This window comes from Pseudomonas sp. LB3P25, from assembly GCF_054897985.1.
Window position 1 is genome coordinate 3,559,569 of sequence record NZ_CM142711.1, and the last position, 22,073, is coordinate 3,581,641.

At 59.5% G+C, this 22,073-nt stretch carries 16 protein-coding genes; 4 read left to right on the forward strand and 12 right to left on the reverse strand.

All coding sequences use genetic code 11. The features are described 5' to 3' along the window. Window position 1 precedes the first annotated feature (1 nt). The 5 genes from ACYZTW_RS16080 to phbB all read right to left on the reverse strand — a co-directional run bounded on the left by ACYZTW_RS16080 (window position 2) and on the right by phbB (window position 5,982). A complete protein-coding gene (locus ACYZTW_RS16080) occupies window positions 2-1,333 on the reverse strand; it encodes an OprD family porin (RefSeq protein WP_462000830.1) in 1,332 nt (443 codons plus the stop codon). Window positions 1,334-1,400: 67 nt separating this feature from the next. Next, entirely contained in the window at window positions 1,401-2,054 is a 654-nt protein-coding gene (locus tag ACYZTW_RS16085) for a hydrolase (protein ID WP_462000831.1), read from the reverse strand. Between the two features lie 145 nt (window positions 2,055-2,199). Further along, window positions 2,200-3,903 (reverse strand): class I poly(R)-hydroxyalkanoic acid synthase, encoded by a 1,704-nt coding sequence (gene phaC, locus ACYZTW_RS16090; RefSeq protein ID WP_462000832.1) that lies wholly within the window; start codon window positions 3,901-3,903, stop codon window positions 2,200-2,202. 96 nt (window positions 3,904-3,999) lie between these two features. Continuing rightward, the gene (locus ACYZTW_RS16095) at window positions 4,000-5,178 is read right to left on the reverse strand and encodes an acetyl-CoA C-acetyltransferase (RefSeq protein WP_462000833.1); all 1,179 of its coding nucleotides are present in this window, start codon (window positions 5,176-5,178) and stop codon (window positions 4,000-4,002) included. 57 nt (window positions 5,179-5,235) lie between these two features. Further along, window positions 5,236-5,982 carry an acetoacetyl-CoA reductase gene (phbB, locus tag ACYZTW_RS16100; protein ID WP_462000834.1) on the reverse strand — a complete coding sequence of 249 codons (747 nt, stop codon included), beginning with the start codon at window positions 5,980-5,982 and terminating at the stop codon, window positions 5,236-5,238. 450 nt (window positions 5,983-6,432) lie between these two features. On the opposite strand from phbB, the gene ACYZTW_RS16105 reads away from it, so the two are divergent. Next, window positions 6,433-7,476, forward strand: coding sequence for an AraC family transcriptional regulator (locus ACYZTW_RS16105; protein ID WP_462000835.1), 1,044 nt, complete (start codon window positions 6,433-6,435; stop codon window positions 7,474-7,476). A 169-nt stretch (window positions 7,477-7,645) separates the two neighbouring features. On the opposite strand, the gene ACYZTW_RS16110 is transcribed toward ACYZTW_RS16105, so the two are convergent. Further along, window positions 7,646-10,078: a DUF3141 domain-containing protein gene (locus tag ACYZTW_RS16110; protein WP_462000836.1), complete on the reverse strand. Its 2,433-nt coding sequence runs from the start codon at window positions 10,076-10,078 to the stop codon at window positions 7,646-7,648. Window positions 10,079-10,333: 255 nt separating this feature from the next. On the opposite strand from ACYZTW_RS16110, the gene phaP reads away from it, so the two are divergent. After that, entirely contained in the window at window positions 10,334-10,903 is a 570-nt protein-coding gene (gene phaP, locus ACYZTW_RS16115) for a TIGR01841 family phasin (RefSeq protein WP_462000837.1), read from the forward strand. A gap of 35 nt (window positions 10,904-10,938) precedes the next feature. Here the strand turns inward: phaP and phaR are convergent, their stop codons facing one another. The 6 genes from phaR to ACYZTW_RS16145 all read right to left on the reverse strand — a co-directional run bounded on the left by phaR (window position 10,939) and on the right by ACYZTW_RS16145 (window position 18,674). Then, the gene (gene phaR, locus ACYZTW_RS16120) at window positions 10,939-11,460 is read right to left on the reverse strand and encodes a polyhydroxyalkanoate synthesis repressor PhaR (RefSeq protein WP_462000838.1); all 522 of its coding nucleotides are present in this window, start codon (window positions 11,458-11,460) and stop codon (window positions 10,939-10,941) included. A gap of 238 nt (window positions 11,461-11,698) precedes the next feature. Next, window positions 11,699-12,967, reverse strand: a complete 1,269-nt coding sequence (locus tag ACYZTW_RS16125; protein WP_462000839.1) for an OprD family porin — start codon at window positions 12,965-12,967, stop codon at window positions 11,699-11,701. Between the two features lie 128 nt (window positions 12,968-13,095). Further along, window positions 13,096-14,868, reverse strand: coding sequence for an acyl-CoA dehydrogenase C-terminal domain-containing protein (locus ACYZTW_RS16130; protein WP_462000840.1), 1,773 nt, complete (start codon window positions 14,866-14,868; stop codon window positions 13,096-13,098). 64 nt (window positions 14,869-14,932) lie between these two features. Beyond that, on the reverse strand, window positions 14,933-16,603 hold the full coding sequence (locus ACYZTW_RS16135; protein WP_462000841.1) for a cation acetate symporter: 1,671 nt from the start codon (window positions 16,601-16,603) through the stop codon (window positions 14,933-14,935). After that, a complete protein-coding gene (locus ACYZTW_RS16140; RefSeq protein ID WP_048393398.1) occupies window positions 16,603-16,929 on the reverse strand; it encodes a DUF485 domain-containing protein in 327 nt (108 codons plus the stop codon). The genes ACYZTW_RS16135 and ACYZTW_RS16140 overlap by 1 nt, the downstream gene beginning before the upstream one ends. 122 nt (window positions 16,930-17,051) lie before the next feature. Next, window positions 17,052-18,674 (reverse strand): acyl-CoA synthetase, encoded by a 1,623-nt coding sequence (locus ACYZTW_RS16145; RefSeq protein ID WP_102616629.1) that lies wholly within the window; start codon window positions 18,672-18,674, stop codon window positions 17,052-17,054. A 230-nt stretch (window positions 18,675-18,904) separates the two neighbouring features. Between ACYZTW_RS16145 and ACYZTW_RS16150 the strand changes: the two genes are divergently transcribed. Together ACYZTW_RS16150 and ACYZTW_RS16155 are read left to right on the forward strand one after the other, a co-directional pair. Further along, window positions 18,905-21,181, forward strand: coding sequence for a PAS domain-containing sensor histidine kinase (locus ACYZTW_RS16150; protein ID WP_462000842.1), 2,277 nt, complete (start codon window positions 18,905-18,907; stop codon window positions 21,179-21,181). A 4-nt stretch (window positions 21,182-21,185) separates the two neighbouring features. Next, complete coding sequence (locus ACYZTW_RS16155; protein ID WP_008146422.1) at window positions 21,186-21,821, forward strand: response regulator transcription factor; 636 nt, start codon at window positions 21,186-21,188, stop codon at window positions 21,819-21,821. Window positions 21,822-22,073 lie beyond the last annotated feature (252 nt).

Here is a 22,073-nt window from a genome sequence, read left to right on the forward strand (position 1 = left end):
ATCAGAGATGCCCGACGCTCAGCGGGTACTGGATGACCAAATAAACCCTGTCGATATCGTCGCCCGCCTGGGCTGCGTTGGCCCGATGCGAAACATGGGACAGCTGCACAGACAACCCTTTGGCCGCGCCGGACTGCACGATGTAACGCAGGTCTATGTCGCGTTCCCAATGCCGTCCGCCATTGCCTTGTTGGGGCAGGTATTCACCGGCCGAGTCATCGAAACGGTTGTAGGCGCCGCCCTTGGGTGCATGGGTGCCGTCGATCTGGCTGCCCATGACGTAACGCGTCATGAAGTTCAGGCCGGGAATTGCGAAAGTGCTTAAGTCGAGGTCGTAACGTGCTTGCCAGGAACGTTCATGGGCGCCGTTGAAGTCGGCGTATTTGATCGAGTTGGCGAGGTAGATGGAGTCGCCACCGACGAAATCGAAGGGCGTGTCACCATTGATTTTTTGATAAGCCAGCGTAAACGCGTGGGCATCGTGAGTGTATTTCCCCGACAGGCTGAACGCCGTGTTGTCGATGGCGCCGGCCAGCGCCTGGCCGGTGTCCTTCGTGTGATAGACATTGGCGTCGAGAAACACCCCGGGCTGCTTCAGGTGCAGGTTGCCGTAGTACTGATGCCAGGTGTCGGTCAGCTCGGACGCGTAGAGCGCTCCCCCGACGGGACTCTGGGTGAACAGGTCAGCGCCGAGAAACGAGATACCACCCGCCTCGGTGTTGGCGCCGTAGCCGTAGAAGTTGCCCTTGCTCGAAGAACTGTCCTGGTTCTTGAACGCTGTGAAATGACCGGCAACCAGATTGACGCCTTCAATTTCGCGGCTGTTCAGCAGTAATCCTGTGGCGTACTCCGGTTGCAGACGCTTGTCCGCGGTATCGAACACCGGGGTTTCCACCATCATTTCACCGAACGCCAAGGTCGTTCGGGAGGCTCTGATTTTCAGCGCGCCGCCACCACTGGAATAGTTGTCTTCGCTACGACCGTCATCATCCACGGGCAGCAATCCCGTCCCGGAATGTCCCTTGCCGCCATCCAGCTTCAGTCCCAGAAAGGCGTGGGCGTCGAGGCCAAACCCAAGCGTGCCGGGTGTGAAACCGGATTCAAAAGCGCTGATAAAGCCTTGAGCCCATTCCGCTTTATAGCTTTTTCCTGTCGGCGAAGGGGACCGGTAGTCGCTGTTGAGATAGAAGTTGCGGCCGAGCACGTCAAGCGTTGCGCCGTCCAGAAACCCTTGTGCAGATTCATCAGCCAGGGCTGTCCCGGCGGTACCGGCGAACAGCACCGATAACCAGAAGGGGAACCCGGGGCGAAGGTCTTGCTTACCAATCTTCATCGGTCAATCACCAAGCAGCAGTGACTGCGGAATGTCCGCAGTCACTCGCTTTTTATAGGGAAACCGCTTAATGGCCTTCCGAGGCACCGAACATGGTTTTGGCGTAGATCAGGCCAAGACCGTAGGAGCCTCCGTTGGCAATCGAGGTTTTCACCGTTTCTTCATAGGTTTCGATGCGCGCCCAGTCGCGCTGGAGTTCCAGCAGGTATTGCAGCGAGGTCATTGGGCGGGCACCGATCTGGATCATGCGCTGCATCGCCATTTCATGGGCTTCGGTACTGACGTCGCCACAGGCATCGGCAATCACGTAAACCTCGAAACCCTGGTCGATCGCCGACAGCGCCGGGCCCACGATGCACACAGAGGTCCACAGGCCGGCGAGAACGATTTTCTGTTTGCCGAACGCGTTGACTTCGACGGCAATGCGCTCGTCTTCCCAGGTGTTCATGCTGGTACGGTCGATGACGTTGTGCTCCGGGAATACTGACTTGATTTCGTCGAAGATCGGTCCGGAAAAGCTCTTCTCGGCGACGGTGGTCAGGATGGTCGACACCTTGAAGCCCCGCGCGGCCTTGGCCACGAGTGCGGCGTTGTTGCGCAAGGTGACGGCGTCAATCGACTTGGTCGCAAAGGACATCTGCGACTGGTGATCGATCATGATCAGGGTGTGGTCGGTCGGGGTCAGCAGGGTTTTGCCGGGAACAGCTTTTGCGAGGGCCATGGCGATGTCCTTACGGGTGAGTGAGGAGGCCATGGTTGCGTAGATTCAGGCGGGGATATTGAGCTAATGTGCTGTGTTTGGTTTTCTTGCGAGGACGCTTGAAGGACCGCCCCGCGCGCTATCAGCTATGGCGCGGGGCTGTCTGTCATTGCATCACATAACGCCCCGGTGCCGACTCAATCGCCGGGTATTGTGCGTTACCGGTGTGCAGCACCGAAGGCTGGCGTTCGCCGGACTGTTCAGCCAGCCAGACGAACCAGTCATTCCACCAGCTACCGGAATGTTGCTGGGCGTTCTTGAACCAGGTTTCAGGGTTTTTAGTAACCCGATTGTTGGTCCAGTAGTGGCGTTTTTCCTTGGCCGGTGGGTTGATCACGCCGGCGATATGCCCCGAAGCGCCCAGCACAAAACGCTTGGTCCCGGAAAGCAACTCGGTGCTGGCGTAAGCGCTTCTCCACGGCACGATGTGATCATCATGGGTGGCGAGGATATACGCAGGAGCATCGATGGCGCGCAGGTCCAGTTTGACCCCGCAACAGTCCAGCTCACCGGATTTCAGGTCGTTTTGCAGATAGGTGTGACGCAGATACCAGCAATACATCGGGCCGGGGAGGTTGGTGCTGTCGTTGTTCCAGTACAGCAGGTCAAGGGGGATCGGTTTCTGGCCCTTGAGGTATTTGTCGACGTTGTAGTTCCACCACAGGTCGTTGGGGCGCAGCAGCGAGAAGGTGTTGCCCATGTCCTCGCCCTTGAACAGGCCGATGGGGCCATCCTTGCCACCGATGGTGCGCTCGCGGTAGGCCACCAATTGTTCGTCGACGAAGACGTCGATGGGGCCGGTGTCGAGGTAGTCGAGGAAGGTGGTCAGCAGGCTCACGCTGCCGATCTCGCGATCACCGCGCGCTGCCAGGACGGCCAGCGCCGAACTCAGCAAGGTGCCGCCGATGCAGAAACCGACGCAATTGGGCCGTTGTTCGCCGCTGATTTCACGGGTCACTTGCAGGCCTTTGAGGATGCCGGTTTCGATCAGATCATCCCAGGTGGTGTCAGCGTGTTCCTGGTCGAAGTTGCGCCACGACATCAGAAACACCGGGTGCCCTTGTTTCAACAGATGGCCCACCATCGAGTTGTCCGGGCGCAAGTCGAGAATGTAGTACTTGTTGATTGACGGCGGCACGACAAACACCGGGCGCCGGTACTGGGTTTCGCTTTGCGGGTAATACTGGATGAGCTGGAAGAGTTCGTTCTCGAACACCACTTCGCCGGGGGTGTTGGCAAGGTCGACACCCACTTTGAATGCACCGGCGTCGCACTGGCGCATCTTGCCTTCTTGCAGGTCGCTGGCCAGGTGCAACAGGCCGGTGAGGAGGCTGCTTCCCTGGGTGTCGACGACACGTTGCAACGCATCGGGATTACTGGCCAGAAAGTTGCTGGGTGCCCCGGCGGCGATGGCTTGTTCCACCAGATAGAGCAGGCGTTGGCGCGGCTTTTTGTCCGGAATCGCTAACGTGTCCAGCAGCTTCAGCAGAAACCCTGCGTTGAGCAGATAAAAGGCGGCGAGGGAGCCGAACAGTGGCTGGCTCCAGTTGCCGCTGGCAAAACGTCGATCGTCGAAGCTGAACGGCTGACCGGTCAGCAGACGCTGGCCGAGTTCGCCCCATTGCTGTTGGTAATCCGATTGAAGGCTGTCCAGGGTGCCGCGCGGCAGGTCAAACCATTCGTTGTATTCCTGGCCGGTAAACCACGGATTGCTACTGACCCAGAGACGTAATTGTTGCACTGCAAAGGAGGCAATGAACGGAACCTGGCCTGACCAGAAGGTGTTGAAGGTATGCGCGTTATTGTCCATGGAACTCCTTGCCCACTTACGTAAGCCGGGCAGAAAAAAACCGCGGCGCCGGACTTCGGCGCCGCGTCAGCAACTTAAGCAAACACTCCTGTGTTTCTAGCGCTCGATGACCAGGCTGACGCCCTGGCCGCCACCGATGCACAACGTAGCCAAGCCTTTTTTGCCATCGCGACGAATCAGCTCGTGCAACAGCGACACCAGAATCCGCGCGCCCGATGCGCCGATCGGATGACCCAGGGCAATCGCGCCACCGTTGACGTTGACTTTGCTGGTGTCCCAACCCAGTTCCCGGCCGACCGCCAGTGACTGCGCTGCGAACGCTTCATTGGCTTCGATCAGGTCGAGGTCGTCCAGGGTCCAGCCGGCTTTGGTCAATGCCAGACGGGTGGCCGGCACCGGGCCGATGCCCATGATCGACGGGTCGACGCCAGCGCTGGCGTAAGCCTTGATGCGTGCCAGAACCGGCAAGCCGAGGGCCAGGGCCTTGGCGGCGCTAGCCAGCAACAGCACGGCGGCACCGTCGTTGAGGGTGGACGAGTTACCGGCGGTCACGCTGCCGTTTTTCTGGAACGCGGGTTTGAGGTTGCCCAGCGCTTGCAGCGTGCTGTCTGGACGCGGCTGTTCATCGGTGTCGAAGACCAGCGGCTCACCCTTGCGCTGAGGGATCAGGATCGGGGTGATTTCACGCTTGAAGTAGCCCGCTTCGATGGCAGCAGCGGCTTTCTGTTGCGAGGCCGCGGCGAAAGCGTCCTGGTCTTCGCGACTGAGGTTGTACTTCTCTGCCAGATTTTCGGCGGTGATGCCCATGTGGTAGTCGTTGAAGGCATCCCACAAACCGTCCTGAATCACGCTGTCTTGCAGTTGCGCATGACCCAGACGCAAACCGGTGCGTGCCTTGGGCAGCACATAGGGCGCCAGGCTCATGTTTTCCTGACCGCCGGCAATCACCAGTTCGGCGTCGCCGCAACGGATGGCCTGGACCGCGAGCTGGACCGCCTTGAGGCCCGAGCCGCAGACCTTGTTCAGGGTCAGGGCAGGGGTGGTATGGGGCAGGCCGGCCTTGATCGCCGTCTGGCGTGCCGGGTTTTGCCCCGAGCCTGCGGTGAGTACCTGACCGAGGATCACTTCATCGATCTGCGAGCCGTCCAGACCTGTCTCTTCCAGCAGGCGGCGAATGACCGCCGCGCCCAGCTCGGTGGCTGGAATCGCGGACAAGGCACCTTGAAAACTGCCAATGGCGGTACGAGTAGCGGCAACGATTACGACTTCGTTCATGCGTGACCTCATTAAGATTTTGTCGAGCGAAAGCAGGGCATCCATGCCCTGACAGGTCTACTGCATGTTCATGCCGCCGTTGACCGAGAAGTCGGCCCCGGTGCTATAGGCCGATTCATCGGAAGCCAGCCAGGCCACGATGGAGGCGATTTCTTCAGGTTGGCCGAGGCGCCCGACCGGTGTGGCCGCGATCATGGTGTCGAGAATGTCCGGGCGGATGGCCGCGGTCATGCTGGTCTGGATGTAGCCTGGGGAAACGGTGTTGACGGTCACGCCTTTGCCGGAAACTTCCCGGGCCAGTGCCATGGTGAAGCCGTGGATGCCGGCCTTGGCCGCGCTGTAGTTGGTCTGGCCGAACTGGCCGCGCTGACCGTTGATCGAGGAGATGTTGATGACCCGTCCCCAACCCTTGGCCAACATCCCTTCAATCACCTGTTTGGTGGTGTTGAACAGGCCACTCAGGTTGGTGCCGATGACCGCGTTCCAGTCTTCGGGCGTCAGTTTGCGAAAGGACGCATCACGCGTGATGCCGGCGTTGTTGACCAATACATCGATCGGGCCGAATTGCTCTCGTGCCATCTCGAACGCTTTGCGCGTTGATTCCCAATCGGTGATGTCGCCATAGATGCATTCGAATTGATAACCCGCCTCCAGTTGGCTCGCCATCCATTCGTTCTTGCGGGCGGAATCAGAGCTGCAGCCCACGATGACCTTGAATCCTTCCTTGTACAGGCGTTGGCTAATCGCAGTACCAATCCCACCCATACCACCCGTGACCAACGCAATACGACCAAGCGACTTCATATGCTCTCTTCCTTTTTGTATTTTGCGTTGCAAGATGGGGGGATTGTTCGGCATTGACGGGGTGTGCGGAAGTGTTGAGAGGTGACGGTCTGGTGTCCAACGGTGCCATGCACGAAATGAATCTGAACTTTCTGTCGTCGCCTCGACGCTCATCTGTAGCAGCTGCCTTGTGGCGAGGGGATTTATCCCCGTTGGGCTGCGAAGCGGCCCCTGTTTTTCCAGCCACACCGCGTCCAATGGATTACGACGGCTTCGCCGCCGAACGGGGATAAATCCCCTCGCCACAAGGCTGCTACAGAGTGACGAATGGTCTGAAATAGTGGCTAAAAGTGAGAGTTACCTATACTGGGGTCAATATTGGTAACGGTACGATCCGTTAGTATTTGATGTAACGTAGATCAGTCATGGCTCCGGACAGGATGTTCGGTTCCACAGGTCATTGAGGACGCCATGTATAGAATGAGTTCAGGCTATGCCAGCGTGCTGGTAAATACGCTCTCGGCTCAAGGACTGGATGTTGCCAGTCTGTGTCGGGAGGCTGAACTAGACATAAAGCTCGCGAACAAACCAGGAGCGTTTTGCGAGCGAAGGGCTATCTATCGACTATGGGATCTGGCCGCTCAGGCCTCGGGTGATCCAGACATCGGCTTGAAGGCCTATGGAAGCTTCCACCCTGGCAGCTTTCAGATCGTCGGCTACACCATGATGTCCAGCCTGAATCTGAAAAAAGCCCTTGAACGACTGGTCCGTTTCAGTCCGTTGATTGGCACCGGATTCAGCCTTTTCTTTACATCGGAACAAAAAAATTTCCGACTTTCCGGCCTCGATCATCAACAAAAAGGGTCGGTCAAACCTCGCCAATACACCGATGCAGGGCTGGCTTCATTGCTGGGTTTCTGCCGTAAGCTGGCGGGCGGCAACTCACCGCAACCCTTGAGCGTGGGATTCACCTATCCCGAACCTGAAGACACCTCCGAGCATCGACGGCTGTTTGGCTGCAATCTGCATTTCGACGCGCCTTACGACAGCATTTTGTTTGACGAGCAGGAACTGCTGCATCCGTTGAGCATGGCCAACGAAGCGTTGGCGGTCATGCATGACAGTTTTGCCGAGGCTGAGCTGGACCTGCTGTTTGGCTTTTGCATTGTCGGCAGGATTCGCGCGCTGCTTACCGAGCGCTTGAGTCAGGGCCAGGGGCAGGGGCAATGCGACATGGAGTCGATCGCGGCGGCATTGAACATTAGCAAGCGGACGCTGCAACGCGCGCTGGAAAAGGAAGGGACGCAATTCAAGGACGTGCAGAACGCTGTGCGCCGGCAATTGGCCGATTTCTACCTGCGCCATTCTCACTTCAACATGAAGCATGTCGCGTATCTCCTTGGTTTTCATGATCACAGCAGTTTCAACAAAGCCTGTAGCCGCTGGTTTGGCATGACACCCGGTCAGTATCGGGCCGATGAATCGCTTGAAATCGAGGAGGCCGCGCCGGTCTGACACGGTCCTGTGTGGCGAGGGGATTTATCCCCGTTGGGCTGCGAAGCGGCCCCGAAATCGGAAACCGCGGTGTATCAGGTACACCGCACACAATGGTTTTACGACTGCTTCGCAGCCGAACGGGGCGGTGCGACGTTTCGCTAAATCCCCTCGCCACACAGGTTGCTCATCAGGGTGCAGGAGGTTTCTTCGCGCCTTTTTTGCCCTTGGCGGGTTTGCGCGTTTTTGTCGGCGCTACCGGGGCAACCGGCTCAAGGACTACCACTGGGGTTGTCTGCTTGATCGGCTCAGGGGTTATCGCCGGAACTTTCTCTTCGATAGCATCGGCTGCACCGGGTGGTTGGGTCAGGCTGAAACCTGGCAACGGCACGTCGAGCAGCGTGTGCAGCTCGCACCAGAATGGGTTGTCTGCGCCGCTGGTCAGCAGTTCCGGCAGCAAATTGGCGACGGCCGCCAGCACTTGTTGGCGCTCTTCGACTTCGACAAGCATCAAGGGCAGGCTGTGCAGGCTTTCTTGCGGGTGGGTGGCGACCAGCAGTTTTTGCAGGCGCAGGGTTTCGCGCAAATCAAGCGGTTCGGCACTGTAGTCCTGGAGCAGCACCTGCAGTTGCAAGATCAATTTTTCGACGCTTTCCTTGCCCGACTTGTCGCTGTCGCGGCCCAGCAGGAACAGGATCCGTATCAAGGCTTCCATCAGACCGCCAAGGGGCAGGGCATCCTGCAGGCGCTCGATCAGCACCTTGTCGTGCTGCTCGGCATGTTCCTGCAAATTTCGCCCGGGCGCATTGCCGGTGAGGCTGTTGAGTACGCCATACACGCCGTAGAAACACATTTCCTGAGCCGCATCACGCAGGTCCCGATAGCCGTTCAAGGCGTCCTGCACCTGGTTGGAAAACAGCTCCTGCCAGACCAACAACGGGTTGTTTTGGCCGGCGGGATGACGATCCTTGCTCACTTGGGCGGCACTGCCTGCCAACCACCACAGCGCCGGGTTCAAACTGCTCCAGGCCACTTGCTGCTGATGGAAAGGGTGTGTCCGGCGCAGCATTTCGGCGCTGGGTTCGTTGATCAGCTGGCGCAACCATGGGCGTATGAATTCGTCGTACACACTGTTGTTGATGTCGGACGCGCGCTGGACCAGCGCAAATTCGCGATCATCGTCACGGGGCGGCTGCACCTGGCCATGGATATCGGCGATACGCCGGGGCTCGAAACGCACGGCATACGGCGTCGCCGAATTCTCCGGCAGGTCTTCGATCAGCATTTCATACAGTCCGGCAGGCAACGCATTGATCGCATTGACTGCACCGAGCAACTCACGGTGCTCGCGCCGGGCCACTTCACCGGACACGAAGATGCCCAGGTGACCGATGCTCGCGTGTCGCAGGTAAACGATGGTGCGTCCGGCATTTTGCAACGCGAGATCGCTGGGATAGACGTCGGTGATCCAGTCCAGTGCCTGCTGCGGGGAGGTGATGTTGTCGCCATACGAGCAAAACACCACCACCGGGACTTCGATCAGCTTGAGGTCAAGCCCGCTGCTCTTGCGCCCGAGGCCACCGGACAGCCGATTGCCGATGAACAGGTCGTCGACAATCATCTCGATCTCTTCGCCGTTGAGCAGGGTCGGGCTGCCCCACCAGCGTTCGAAATCCAGAAAGCGTGCGGCCTCGCTGTCGACTTCACTGAACAGGTGGTAGTACTTGCCCCAATAGGTGTTGGCCGGGTCCAGGTTTTCGAAATTGCTCACCAGCCAGGTGCCGTCGAAACGGTCATTACCGAGGTCACTACCGAGGCGCGCCATCCAGCCACCGCCCAGCAAACCGCCGGTGTAGCGCATCGGATTGCGGCCATTGACGCCGGCCCAATACGACAACGGCGCACCATTGACAATGATCAGACCCGGCAGCTCCGGCCGGGTGGCCGCGAGGCCCATTAACGCCCAGCCCGCCTGACAGTTGCCGATGACCACGGGTTTGGTGCTGTCGGGATGTCGGGCGCTGACGACTTCGATGAACCGCGCCTGGGCTTCTGTGATATCGGCGAGGGTTTGCCCAGGGCGTGGCGAGTGACTGAAGGAGACGAAGTAGGTCGGGTGGCCGGCTCTCAGACTTTCGCCGATGACCGAATCCTGTTTGAAACCGCCGATCCCCGAGCCGTGGCCGCCGCGTGGGTCAATGATGATCACCGGCTGTTTTTTGCTGTCGATCTGTTGACCGGGGCCGCCGAGGATTTGCAAAAGCGAGTAATTGACCGGGCGGGGCAGGTCTTCCCCGGCGACCAGCGTTTCATGATTGAACTTGAGCAGCAGCGGATACCCGGCGCGTTCGTGGGCCAGGGTGTTGTCGCCGCGCTGACGCAAGGTGTCCCAGAACAAAACGCTGCGTTGGCCGAGGTCCGTGAAGTAGTCCTGCCAGTCAGCGGTCGTCGGCGGCCTGAGTTGCCCAAGGCTTAAAGGCGCGAAGGTTTTTGCCTGGCGCTTCTGCACGGCGTCCAGGACGTTGCGGGTATTGAGGCGTTGCAGATGATTCAGGTGTTCGAACAAGCCAGCGGGTTCGGAGAACTCTTCATCTTGCAGCGCAATATTTACTTCCTGACCCATCGTGATCTCCTGACGCTATGCATGGCAACCTGCGCATCTGAACCCTTTAGTTAAAGAGGACTAGGCTGGCCGTTCGATAGTCTGGAGTTTATAGCGAATAGGGAGGGCATGAGCAAAGTTTATTTTGCACCGCACAAAAATAGACGTTGCCAAATGGTTTTGTGCACTGCAATATCAAGGCTAACGCGATGACTGGCCGGATCGCTATCGCGTCCTCAGGTCCATCAGGGCCTTCCAGTACCAGGAGATTCAAGCATGTCTTTTTTCAATTCGGAAAAACTGCAAACCGCTCAGAAAGCCAACCTCGATCTTTTGCAGCAAATCAGCGGCAAAGTCTTCGCCAGCGTTGAACAGCTCAGCCAGTTGCAGTTCAAGGCACTGCGCGACTCCACCGAAGAGCACTTCGAAGGTGTTCGCAAGCTGCTGGCCGTCCGTGATCCACAAGGTTTCGCCGAGCTGCAGGCTTCTTTCACCCAGCCGAGCGCACAGACCGAACGTCTGGCCGAGTTCAATCGCCAGGTTCAAGCGCTGATCGTCGGTACTCAGTCGGACATCGCCAAACTGACCTCGAGTCAGGTCGAAGCGGGCACCCAACAGGTGCAAGAGTTCGTTGAAGCCATCAGCAAGAATGCACCGGCCGGCTCCGAGCCTGTTGTGGCAGCGTTCAAGTCGAGCCTGGCGAATGCCGGTACCGTGTTCGAAAGCGCACAGAAAGCCGTAAAACAGGCTGCCGATGTGGCTCAGAGCAGTTTCGACGCAGCGACTGCCTCGGCCACCAAAGCGGCTCCAGAAGCAAGCGCCAAGGCTACCAGCGGTAACAAGTAAGTCACACTAGATCAGCGACACCAATGGCGATGGGTTTATTCCCCATCGCCATTTTTTTTCGGCCCGTTATCGGTGCCGGGTTTACCGCCAAACATGCCAAACAGGTTCTGGGTATTGAGATACAACGCCTTGGACTGGTCGACATATTGGCGCATCAGGTCCTGCATCACCGGGGCCTGTTGATGCATGAAGTCGCTCCAGGCCTCGGACGACTGCGCGCCGGTCTGAGACTGGATGTCGATCACGGTCTGAATGCTCTTGTCCAGATAGCTGCCGAGTACACCCTGATAAGGGCCGTAGAACTGGATAATCCCCATCAGCATTTCGGTAGTGAAGATGGGTTCACCGCCGCTTTCGGCTTCCAGGATCACTTGCAGCAGGATGCTGCGCGTCAGATCCTCGCCGCTCTTGGCATCGACCACCTGAAAGGCAATTTTGTCGACCACCAACTGGCGTATGTCCGCCAGCGTCAAATGACTGCTGGTGTGGGTGTCATACAGTCGGCGATTGGGGTACTTCTTGATCAGGCGGGGAGTGTTTCGACTGTTATCTGGCATACGGGCGTCTCGTGGCGAACCTGATTTGCAGGCATCTTAACCTACTCTCATCCTTGGCGCTTTTGAGGCCGCCTTCGCGAGCAGGCTCGCTCCCACATTAAACCGTGTCAATCTGAACAACCCGGTCAACTGTGGGAGCGAGCCTGCTCCCGAAGAGGCCCGCCATCACTGCGAAAATCCAGAATAAAAAAGAGGACTGCGCCGTCAAGCGAGTCCCCCTTGTGAAACCTGAATTGGCTTACCAGATCGGCAAGGTGTAGCTGACGATCAAACGGTTTTCATCCAGATCGCTGCCGAAATTGGTCGAACGCACCGTCGCGTTACGCCACTTCACCCCGACATTCTTCAACGGCCCGCTCTGCACGACATAGCCGATGTCGGTATCACGTTCCCATTCCTTGCCTTCCGGGCGGTTGTTGCCCAGATCGATATTGTCGCCGGTGAGGTAGCGGGTCATGAAGGTCAGGCCCGGAACGCCGATGGCCGCAAAGTTGTAGTCGTAACGCGCCTGCCAGGACTTTTCGTCCTTGCTGGCGAAGTCGCCAATCTGCACGAAGTTCACCAGGAAGGCATCGGTGCCGTTGACGTAGGCGTACCCGGTGTCGCCGCTCATGCCTTGATAACCCAGGCCCAGCGCATGCCCGCCGAGGTTGTAGGTGAACATCGCGCCAATGGCATTGTTATCGACATTACTGCCACCATCGTCCGTGGAGCGGGCGAAGCGCAGATCCGTCTTCAGCGACTGGCCGGTTGTGACCGGCAACACGTAGGTCAGGTTGACCAGGTGCTGGCTGTAGAAGTTGTCGAGGTGACCGTAGCTGTAGCCGGTGGCGAGGTTGCTGGTCCATTTGTAGTTCAGGCTGGCGAAATCGAAGCTGTCGCTATCGACATGACGTGTGGTGATGCCCTTGGCACCGGTGCGGGTGATGCCCATGTCCTCGTAATCCGAAGAGTCGCGCTGATTGACCTGCGTCAGTCGCCCGGCATCCACGGTCAGGCCTTCGATTTCCAGCGACGTCAACTGACCGCCCTCGAAGGTTTGTGGCAACAGCCGTGAATCGTTGGCCAGTACCGTCGGCAGTTTCGGCAGCAACGTGCCGAGTTTCAGCGTGCTTTTTGAGGCACGCACTTTGGCGGTCAGGCCCAGTTCACCGTACTCGTCCTGAGCCCCTTTGCTCGTGTCGCGGTGGCGTTTGAGCAGGCCGGAGCCTGCGCGATCGGGGCTGGAATCGAGCTTGACACCGACCAGGCCAATCGCATCGAATCCCACGCCGATCAACCCTTCGGTGAAGCCCGATTCATAGCGCAGCAGGAATCCCTGCGCCCATTCCTCTTGTTTGGATTGCGGGGCGTTGTCCTGGCGATAGTCACGGTTGAAATAGAAGTTGCGCAGCTCAAGGCTGGCCTTGCTGTCTTTGACGAAGTCAGCAGCGGCGGGGGCCGAGAGGCTGATGACGCCGCCGGCCAGTAACAATCGGGTAGCGAGGGTGCGGGTGTTGCGGTCCATGGTGAAGCCCCTTTGTTTTTATTATGGAAAGACGGGTCCCGCGGCCCTCGCCTGGTGGGCGAGGGCTTATCAATAAAAAAACGCGAACGCTGAAAGATAGGAGCGTGGCGCCGCGTGCGGTTCAATCGTTAGAACTGTTCGGCGCTCAGGCCAAACAAGGAGGCACTGCCCGCGCGGATGGATTGTTCCAGGCTCAAAATGCGCGGCAGCAGGCGGTGGATGTAGAAGTCGGCGGTGGCGATCTTCGCGCCATAAAACCCTTCATCTTCGTGCAGCTTTTGCTTGGCAACCTGTGCCATGCGCGCCCAAAGCCAGGCGTAGGCGACGTAACCGAACAGGTGCAAATACTCCACCGACGCGGCGCCGACTTCGTTGCGATTGGTCGCGGCTTGATCCTGTAGCCAGTCGCTCAGGTCTTCCAGACGCTGCACGGCAGCGAACAATTGAGCGGAGTAGGGCGCGTCAGGCTGATGGGCGAAATGGCGGATCTCGCCGGTGAACTGGCCCAGCGCGAAGCCCTTGTCGGCGAGCACTTTGCGTCCGAGCAAGTCCAGGGCCTGAATGCCGTTGGTGCCTTCGTAGATCTGTGCGATGCGCACGTCACGGACCAATTGTTCCTGGCCCCATTCGCGGATGTAGCCATGGCCGCCGAACACTTGCTGGCCGTTGATGCAGCTTTCCAGGCCGGTGTCGGTGAAAAACGCCTTGGCCACCGGCGTCAGCAGCGCGACCAGGGTTTGCGCGCTGTCGCGTTCCTGGACGTCATCGGAAAACTTCGCCAGGTCCAGCTGCTGCCCGACATAACTGGCGAACGCACGGCCGCCCTCGGTCATGGCTTTCATGCTCAGCAGCATGCGACGCACATCGGGGTGGACGATGATCGGGTCGGCCACTTTGTCTGGAGCAATGGCACCGGTCGGCGCGCGGCTCTGCACACGGTCACGGGCGTAAGCCACGGCGCTCTGATAGGACGCTTCGGCGCAGCCAATGCCCTGAATGCCGATGGACAGGCGCTCGTAGTTCATCATGGTGAACATCGCCGCCAGGCCTTTGTTGGCTTCGCCGACCAGCCAACCGCTGGCGCCGTCGAAGTTTATCACGCAGGTGGCCGAGGCCTTGATGCCCATCTTGTGTTCGATCGAACCGCAACTCACCGCGTTGGCATCGCCGAGGGAACCGTCGGCATTGACCAGCACTTTGGGCACTACGAACAGCGAGATGCCTTTCGGACCCGCCGGTGCGTCCGGCAGTTTGGCCAGCACCAGATGGACAATGTTTTCGGTCAGGTCGTGATCGCCACCGGTGATGAAGATCTTGCTGCCGGTGATGCTGAAGCTGCCGTCGGCCTGAGGTTCGGCGCGGGTGCGGATAATCCCCAGATCGGTGCCGGCGTGGGCTTCGGTCAGGCACATGGAACCGGCCCAGCGGCCTTCGTACATCGGCGGCAGATAGAGGCTTTTCAGGGTGTCGCTGGCGTGGGCATCCAGCGCCAGGCAGGCACCGGAACTCAACGCTGAATACAGCGCGAAGCTGGAGTTGGCGCCGTAGAGCATTTCTTCGAACTGCACGGCGAGCATCTTCGGCATGCCCATGCCGCCGAAATCGGCGTTACCGGACAGACCCACCCAACCGCCTTCGATGTAGGTGGCATAAGCCTGTTTGAAACCGATTGGCGTGCTGACCTGGCCATCGGCCCACTGGGCGCCTTCTTCGTCGCCGCTGCGATTCAATGGCGCAATCAGGTGCGAGGTGACTTTGGCCGCCTCCTCAAGAATGGCGTCAGCGGTGGCGGCGTCGACACTGTCGGCCAGGGCTGGCAGGCGTGCCCACAGGGCCGGGGCGTCGAACACTTCATGCAAGACAAAGCGCATGTCGCGCAGCGGGGCGTTGAATTCGGGCATAGCGTGAACCTCAAAAGGTTGTGCGATGGGCACGGCGCCGCTTTTGCAGGCCGTGCCCTTTCAATCAATGAGCGCAAGCGCTGGCGGCACCGAGGCCGGTCTGGGCGCGAACGAACTGGTCGGCGTAAGCGTCACGCTCCTTGTCGGCCCGCACGCTGCGGTCGAGTTTGGAAACGATGACGATCACGAAGAACGCCAGCGGCATGGAGAACAGCGCCGGGTGGTCGTACGGGAAGATCGCGTGAGCATGGCCGAGTACGGTGACCCAGACGGCTGGCGAGAGGATCACCAGCACCAGCGCACAGATCAGGCCGGCGAAACCGCCGATGATGGCGCCTTTGGTGGTCAAGCCTTTCCAGTACATGGCCATGATCAGCACCGGGAAGTTGGTCGATGCGGCAATGCCGAAGGTCAGGCCCACCAGGAACGCGACGTTCATCTTCTCGAACAGAATGCCCAGCAGAATCGCGATGATGCCAAGGCCCACGGTGGCCATGCGGGTCACGCGCATTTCCTGCTTCTCGCTGGCTTTGCCCTTCTTGAACACCGTGGCGTAGAGGTCATGGGAAATCGCCGAAGCACCGGCCAGAGCCAGCCCGGAGACCACCGCCAGAATGGTGGCGAAGGCCACGGCCGAGAGGAAACCGAAGAACAGGTTGCCGCCCACTGCTTTGGCCAGGTGCATCGCGACCATGTTGCCGCCACCAATCAAGGTGCCGCCGACTTCGCCGTTGACGTAGTACTGCGGGTCGGTGCCGATGATCACCATCGCGGCGAAGCCCAGGGTGCAAACCACCAGGAAGAAGAAGCCGATGAAGCCCGTGGCGTAGAACACCGATTTGCGCGCTTCCTTGGCGTTAGGCACGGTGAAGAAACGCATCAGGATGTGCGGCAGGCCGGCAATCCCGAACACCAGGCCCAGCGACATCGAAGCGGTGTTGATCGGGTCGGCGAGCATTGAGCCGGGGCCCATGATGTTCCAGCCGCTGGCATGGGCTTCGACGGCTTTGGTGGCCAGGGTTTCGTAGCTGAAGCCGAACTGCGACATGGCCATGAACGCCAGGGTCGTGCCGCCGGCAAGCAGCAACACGGCCTTGATGATCTGCACCCAGGTGGTGGCGATCATGCCGCCGAAGATCACATACACCAGCATCAGCGCGCCGACGATCACCACCGCAACCGGGTAGTCGAGGCCGAACAGCAACTTGATCAACTGCCCCGCACCGACCATCTGCACGATCAGGTAGCAGCACACCACCGTCAACGAGCCAAACGCGGCGAAAATCCGCACTTTGTTCTGGTCCAGTCGATAGGACACGATGTCGGCAAAGGTGTAGCGCCCCAGGTTGCGCAAGCGCTCAGCCATCAGGAAGGTGATGATCGGCCAGCCAACAAAGAAGCCGATGGTATAGATGAAGCCATCGTAGCCCTTGGCGAACACCAGGCTGGACAGCCCCAGCAGCGTGGCGGCGGACATGTAGTCACCGGCAATTGCCAGGCCGTTCTGGAACCCGGTGATGCCACCGCCCGCGGTGTAGAAGTCCGAAGTGGATTTGGTTTGCCGCGCGGCCCACCAGGTGATGGCCAGCGTGCCCAGCACGAAGACGAAAAACATGCCGATCGCATGCAGGTTAAGCGGTTGTTTTTCCACCGCACCCAACGCGGGTGCAGCCAGTACAACGGAGGCCGGCAAGAGCCCGGCACCAGCGAGGAGAAGTTTACGGAGCAGGTTCATTACTTGCTCTCCTCGAGAATGGCGGCGCCCAGTGCATCGAAGCGCGTGTTGGCGCTGTAGACGTACCAACCGGTCAGTAGCCAGGAAAAAATGATGATCGCCGCGCCAACCGGCATGCCCAGGGTCAACATCCGATGCTCGGCGATCGGCGCATGCAGCCACTGCGGGGCAAACGCCACCACCAGCATGAACGCGTAGTAAGTACCCAGCACGGCAGCACTCAGCGACCAGGCCAGGCGCGACCGGCTGCTCACCAATTGAAGGAATTTCGGATTGGACCGAATGCGTTCACAGCGTTGGGTATCGGTTGAATGGATGTCGATCATGGGTGGCTCCACATTGTTTTTGTTATCAGTGTGTGGGCCAGGGCAGGGCCAAATTCAGCCTGCACGAGCCCGAAGCGGCAGGTAAAACACCTGCCGCCTGGTGGGTAAAACGTCGGTTCGGGTTAGAGCGCTTTGGCCCTGTCGCGCAGAACGTACTTCTGGATCTTGCCGGTTGAAGTCTTCGGCAACAGGGTGAAAACCACCGTGCGCGGGACTTTGAAACCGGCCAGGTGTTCGCGGCAGAAACTGATAATGTCGGCCTCGCGAACGTCCTGGTGATCAGCCTTCAACGTGATAAAGGCGCAGGGCGTTTCGCCCCACTTCTCATCGGGACGGGCGACGACGGCCGCTTCCATGACGGCTGGATGGCGATAGAGCACACCTTCCAGTTCGATGGTGGAAATGTTCTCGCCGCCGGAAATGATGATGTCCTTGAGTCGGTCCTTGATCTCGACATAACCGTTCGGATGACACACCGCCAGGTCGCCGGTGTGGAACCAGCCGCCTTCGAATGCTTCAGCCGTGGCAGTCGGGTTTTTCAGGTAGCCCTTCATCACGGTGTTGCCGCGCATGAAGATCTCACCGATGGTCTGACCGTCCCGCGGGGTCGGCTCCAGTGTCTTCGAATCGCCGACCATCACGCCTTCGAGCGTCGGGTAGCGCACGCCCTGACGGGATTTGATTTGCGCCCGTTCGTCCAGCGGCAACTCATCCCATTCGGCATGCCAGGCGCAGAGCGTCACCGGACCATAGGTTTCGGTCAGGCCATACACGTGGGTGACCTTGATGCCCATTTCTTCCACGGCACCGATCACTTTGGCCGGTGGCGCTGCACCGGCAACCATCGCGTTGACCGGGTGATCAATGGCCGCTTTAGCCGACTCCGGCATGTTGACCAAGGCATTGAGCACGATCGGCGCAGCGCACAGATGGGTGACCTGATGCTCGCGGATCAGCGTGAGGATTTTCTGCGGATCGACACGACGCAGAAACACATGCACACCGGCCATGGCGGTGATGATCCACGGGTAGCACCAACCATTGCAATGGAACATCGGCAGGGTCCAGAGGTACACCGGGTGGTTGCCCATGGCCCAGGTCATCTGGTTGCCCAACGAGTTCAGATAAGCACCGCGATGGTGGTAAACCACGCCTTTGGGGTTGCCGGTGGTGCCTGAGGTGTAATTCAGCGAGATGGCTTGCCATTCATCGTCGGGCCACTGCCAGGCGAAGGCCGGGTCGCCTTCGGCCAACAGCGCTTCATAGTCCAGATCGCTGACAGCCTGGCCTTCACCGTATTCCGGGTCATTAACGTCGATGACCAGTGGAGGGTGATCCAGCATGCCGATCGCCGCGTGAATCACATCATGGAATTCACGGTCGGTAATCAGCACCTTGGCTTCGCCATGCTGCAGCATGAACGCAATGGCTTCGGCATCCAGACGCACGTTGAGCGGGTTGAGCACCGCGCCAATCATCGGCACGCCGAAGTGCACTTCAAGCATCTCGGGAATGTTGGGCAGCATGACCGCCACCGTGTCGTTCTTGCCGATGCCGCGACCGGCCAGCGCCGAAGCCAGACGGCGGCAGCGGGTGTAGGTCTGTGCCCAGGTGCGGCGGATAGAGCCATGGATGACGGCGGGGTAGTCTGGATAAACGCTGGCGGTGCGCTCGATGAAGCTGAGCGGAGACAAGGCAATATGATTGACAGCCGCAGGGCCTAGCCCTTGTTCATAGATCGACATGTACGGGTACTCGGTGGCTGATTGTTAGCTCTATAGGTGACCTTGCAGCGTAGCCGCTGGGGTCACCTTTTATGTCCGGTCTGCTTTATATAACATTCAGCTACTGATATGGAAGTACAACCTACGTCATATAGGATATGTACTATATTTGCTTCTGGCAGATCTAAATGAATGCAGTGACACCGCCAAGGCCGGTATATCCTTGGCTTCCCCAACGAAGCGGACCTGTGATGACCCTGACTCCCGTTCGATTGCACAGCTGGTTGCGCCTGCAGCGCGAGGGTGTGTCTCTGGCCGCCCGGGCCGATGCGTTGTGCCGTGCGCTGCAGGATTGCCCCGAGGTGCGCCGGGCGGTTTATCTGAGTTGGCAACCCACTGCGCGAATTTACAGCCACGAGGGCGCCGCCCAGCATTTTCCTCCGGGGCTGGGCGACCCTTCGCTGGCCAGTGACCAGCGGCTGTTTGATCGGCTGGTCGAGGCGGGGCGGCTGGATCTGGCTCAAGTACGCCAACTCGATTGCTGGCTGGCTGGCCGACTGCGCCGGGCGGCTATCAGCCATGGCCAGGTGTTTGATCTGGCCTTGCAAACGGGGCAGCCGGGGTTGTTGTTGGTGGAAGTGTGCGAGGGCGTGAGTCTTGATTGGCTGGGGTGGGTGCAGGACTTGCTGACGACCTTGCTGAGCAGCGTCAACGGTATGCTGCGCGGCTCACCGTTGTTGGGCCACGATCCGCAACCGAGTCTGTTGCTTGATGCGCAGGGCCGGCCGCTGGAGTTCAATGCCGCGCTGTTGGCCTTGCTGGCCGAAAAACCGCTGACCGAGGTGCTGGGCTTTTTGCCGGTGAATCACCGGGTGCTGGTCCGTGCCTGCCTGGACCAGCAACGCGCCATCGAAGGGGTCGAAGCCCAGTTCGAAGCGCAAATATTGATCTGGACGTTTATCCCCGATCCCCAGGACAACCGTGTGCTCGCCCGTTGCCGCGATGCCACGGCGCAAGTGCTGGCCGAGCGTGAAGCAGCCACGGCACGACGGCTGTACAGGCTGATCATCGAGAACACCACCGACCTGATTTCCAGGCATACACCCGACGGGCGCTTTCTCGACGCCTCACCGGCGTCCTGGACATTGCTCGGCTACTGGCCGGAGGAGTTGCGCGGGCAAATGGCCCAGGGCTTGTTCCATGGTCAGGACCTGGCCAGCCTGGTGCAGCGTGCGCGGGATGCCCTGGAGCAGGACGGTTATCACACGATGACGTATCGCATTCGCCATCGAGACGGGCATTACCTGTGGTTCGAAACCGCCAGCCGGGCGATTCGTGAGACCTATACCGGGGCTGTGGTGGAAGTGGTCAGCGTGTCCCGGGACATCACCGCCCGGGTGCAAGCCGAGGAGAACAAGCGGCGTCTGGCAGAGGTGGTCGAAGCCAACACCGATCCAGTGTTGTTCATCGACCCCGAGGGGCAGGTCACTTATCTCAATCCTGCTGCTCGGCGCATCCTCGGGATCGACGAGCAACAACCGATGCCGGCCCTGGCGGCGTTGTTCGCCAGCGGCGACCTGGCACGTCTGCAGCGTGATGGCTGGAGCAGCGCCGAACGCGACGGTGTCTGGAGCACCGATGCGCGGTTGCAGCCACCGGGTGGCGGCACTTCAGTGCCGGTGTCGCTGGTGCTGCTGGCGCACCGTTCGGCCGGTGGCGAGCGCTATTACTCCTTGGTGGCGCGGGACATGACCGAGCGTGAACTGCGTGAGGTGCAACAGCGCCGCCATCAGGACGAACTGGCGCACACAGCGCGCCTGGTCACCCTGGGTGAATTGGCCTCGGGCATCGCTCACGAAATCAACCAGCCGCTGGCTGCGGTGGTCAATTACGCCAATGCCAGCCAGCGTTATTTACAGACGCTGGATTCCAATCCCCAGGCCGCCGCGCGAGTGGCGCAAGGGCTGGAACGCATTACCCATCACGCCACGCATGCTTCAGAAGTGATCAGACGTTTACGGGCGTTTCTGCGCAAGGGACAACGCCGGATGCAGGCCCTGAATTTCACCGACGTCGCCCGCGAGGCTGTGCGTTTATGTGCCTGGGAGGCGAGCAATTGCCAAGTGACAATCGAGGATCGCCTGCCGGATAATCTGCCGCCGATTTATGCCGACCGGGTGCTGCTGGAACAGGTGCTGCTCAATCTGTTGCGCAATGCCATCGACGCCAACCGCGAACAACATCCGGGGCAACCGTCACTGATCGTGATGGCTGCGGGGCAGGGCGGCGGTGCAACCGTGGAAATCAGTGTGCAAGACCAGGGGCCAGGCGTCAGCGAGCCGGAACTGGAGCAGATATTTACCCCGTTCTATACCAGCAAGGCCGATGGCCTGGGACTTGGCTTGTCCATGAGCCGCAGCATCATCGAAGGTTTCGGTGGCGAATTGCAGGCCCGACGCCAACCTGTCGGGCTGCTGATGTGCTGCCGTTTGCCGCTGGCCGGCCCAACAAAACAACAACAGGAATAACGTAATGGCAGGTGTGACGGAGCACGTGGTGTATGTGGTCGACGACGATCAAGGCATGCTCGATTCAACAGTCTGGTTGTTGGAGTCGGTAGGGCTCAAGGCCTTGCCGTTTACCAGTGGCGTGGAGTTTCTCAATGCCTGTGATGCCACGCTCGATGCCTGCGTGCTGCTCGATGTTCGCATGCCCGGCATGGGCGGTTTGAACGTGCAGGAAGAAATGCGCGCACGTGAGCTGAACCTGCCGATCATTTTCGTCAGCGGGCACGCGGATGTGCCGATCGTGGTTCGCGCCTTCAAGGCGGGCGCCCATGACTTCATCGAGAAGCCCTATAACGAGCAATTGCTGCTGGACAGCGTGCAACAGGCGCTCAGTAACTGTGCAGCAAACCGTTCAGGCAATCAGGGACACGAAGCCTTGCAGGCACGCTTGCTGACATTGACCCCACGGGAGCGCGATGTCTTGCTGCCGCTGGTCCAGGGTTACACCACCCGTGAGATCGCTGAACAATTGGGCGTGAGCGCAAAAACCGTCGACCTGTATCGCTCGCGGGTGATGAAACGCATGCAGGCCAATACCTTGCCGGATCTGGTGGGCATGGCCATCGCCGCTGAACTGGTCGATCCGCTGAAGCTGCGGTGATTTGCGCAGGGGTAACAGGGGTGTCAGATTGTGTGAGTCTTCAAAGGCCACCCCTCACCCCAGCCCTCTCCCCACGGGGGAGAGGGGGAAAGGGAGCCGATCTTCACTGTTTTCAAGGCCTGAGTTCGACTCGATGTTTCAGGTCGCAGAATTACTAAAGAAACTCACGGTCAGTCCCCTCTACCTCTGGGAGAGGGTTAGGGTGAGGGGTGGATCCTGAGTCAGACACAAAATCCAGAATCACCCAATCAA

Excerpts from the sequence above, each read along its gene's own strand:
- ACYZTW_RS16085 (WP_462000831.1), bottom strand. The coding sequence starts at position 2,054 with ATGGCCCTCGCAAAAGCTGTTCCCGGCAAAACCCTGCTGACCCCGACC.
- ACYZTW_RS16125 (WP_462000839.1), bottom strand. The coding sequence starts at position 12,967 with ATGGACCGCAACACCCGCACCCTCGCTACCCGATTGTTACTGGCCGGC.
- phaP (WP_462000837.1), top strand. The coding sequence starts at position 10,334 with ATGTCTTTTTTCAATTCGGAAAAACTGCAAACCGCTCAGAAAGCCAAC.
- ACYZTW_RS16105 (WP_462000835.1), top strand. The coding sequence starts at position 6,433 with ATGTATAGAATGAGTTCAGGCTATGCCAGCGTGCTGGTAAATACGCTC.
- ACYZTW_RS16130 (WP_462000840.1), bottom strand. The coding sequence starts at position 14,868 with ATGCCCGAATTCAACGCCCCGCTGCGCGACATGCGCTTTGTCTTGCAT.
- phaC (WP_462000832.1), bottom strand. The coding sequence starts at position 3,903 with ATGGACAATAACGCGCATACCTTCAACACCTTCTGGTCAGGCCAGGTT.
- ACYZTW_RS16110 (WP_462000836.1), bottom strand. The coding sequence starts at position 10,078 with ATGGGTCAGGAAGTAAATATTGCGCTGCAAGATGAAGAGTTCTCCGAA.
- ACYZTW_RS16135 (WP_462000841.1), bottom strand. The coding sequence starts at position 16,603 with ATGAACCTGCTCCGTAAACTTCTCCTCGCTGGTGCCGGGCTCTTGCCG.
- ACYZTW_RS16155 (WP_008146422.1), top strand. The coding sequence starts at position 21,186 with ATGGCAGGTGTGACGGAGCACGTGGTGTATGTGGTCGACGACGATCAA.
- ACYZTW_RS16080 (WP_462000830.1), bottom strand. The coding sequence starts at position 1,333 with ATGAAGATTGGTAAGCAAGACCTTCGCCCCGGGTTCCCCTTCTGGTTA.
- ACYZTW_RS16150 (WP_462000842.1), top strand. The coding sequence starts at position 18,905 with ATGACCCTGACTCCCGTTCGATTGCACAGCTGGTTGCGCCTGCAGCGC.
- ACYZTW_RS16140 (WP_048393398.1), bottom strand. The coding sequence starts at position 16,929 with ATGATCGACATCCATTCAACCGATACCCAACGCTGTGAACGCATTCGG.
- phaR (WP_462000838.1), bottom strand. The coding sequence starts at position 11,460 with ATGCCAGATAACAGTCGAAACACTCCCCGCCTGATCAAGAAGTACCCC.
- phbB (WP_462000834.1), bottom strand. The coding sequence starts at position 5,982 with ATGAAGTCGCTTGGTCGTATTGCGTTGGTCACGGGTGGTATGGGTGGG.
- ACYZTW_RS16095 (WP_462000833.1), bottom strand. The coding sequence starts at position 5,178 with ATGAACGAAGTCGTAATCGTTGCCGCTACTCGTACCGCCATTGGCAGT.
- ACYZTW_RS16145 (WP_102616629.1), bottom strand. The coding sequence starts at position 18,674 with ATGTCGATCTATGAACAAGGGCTAGGCCCTGCGGCTGTCAATCATATT.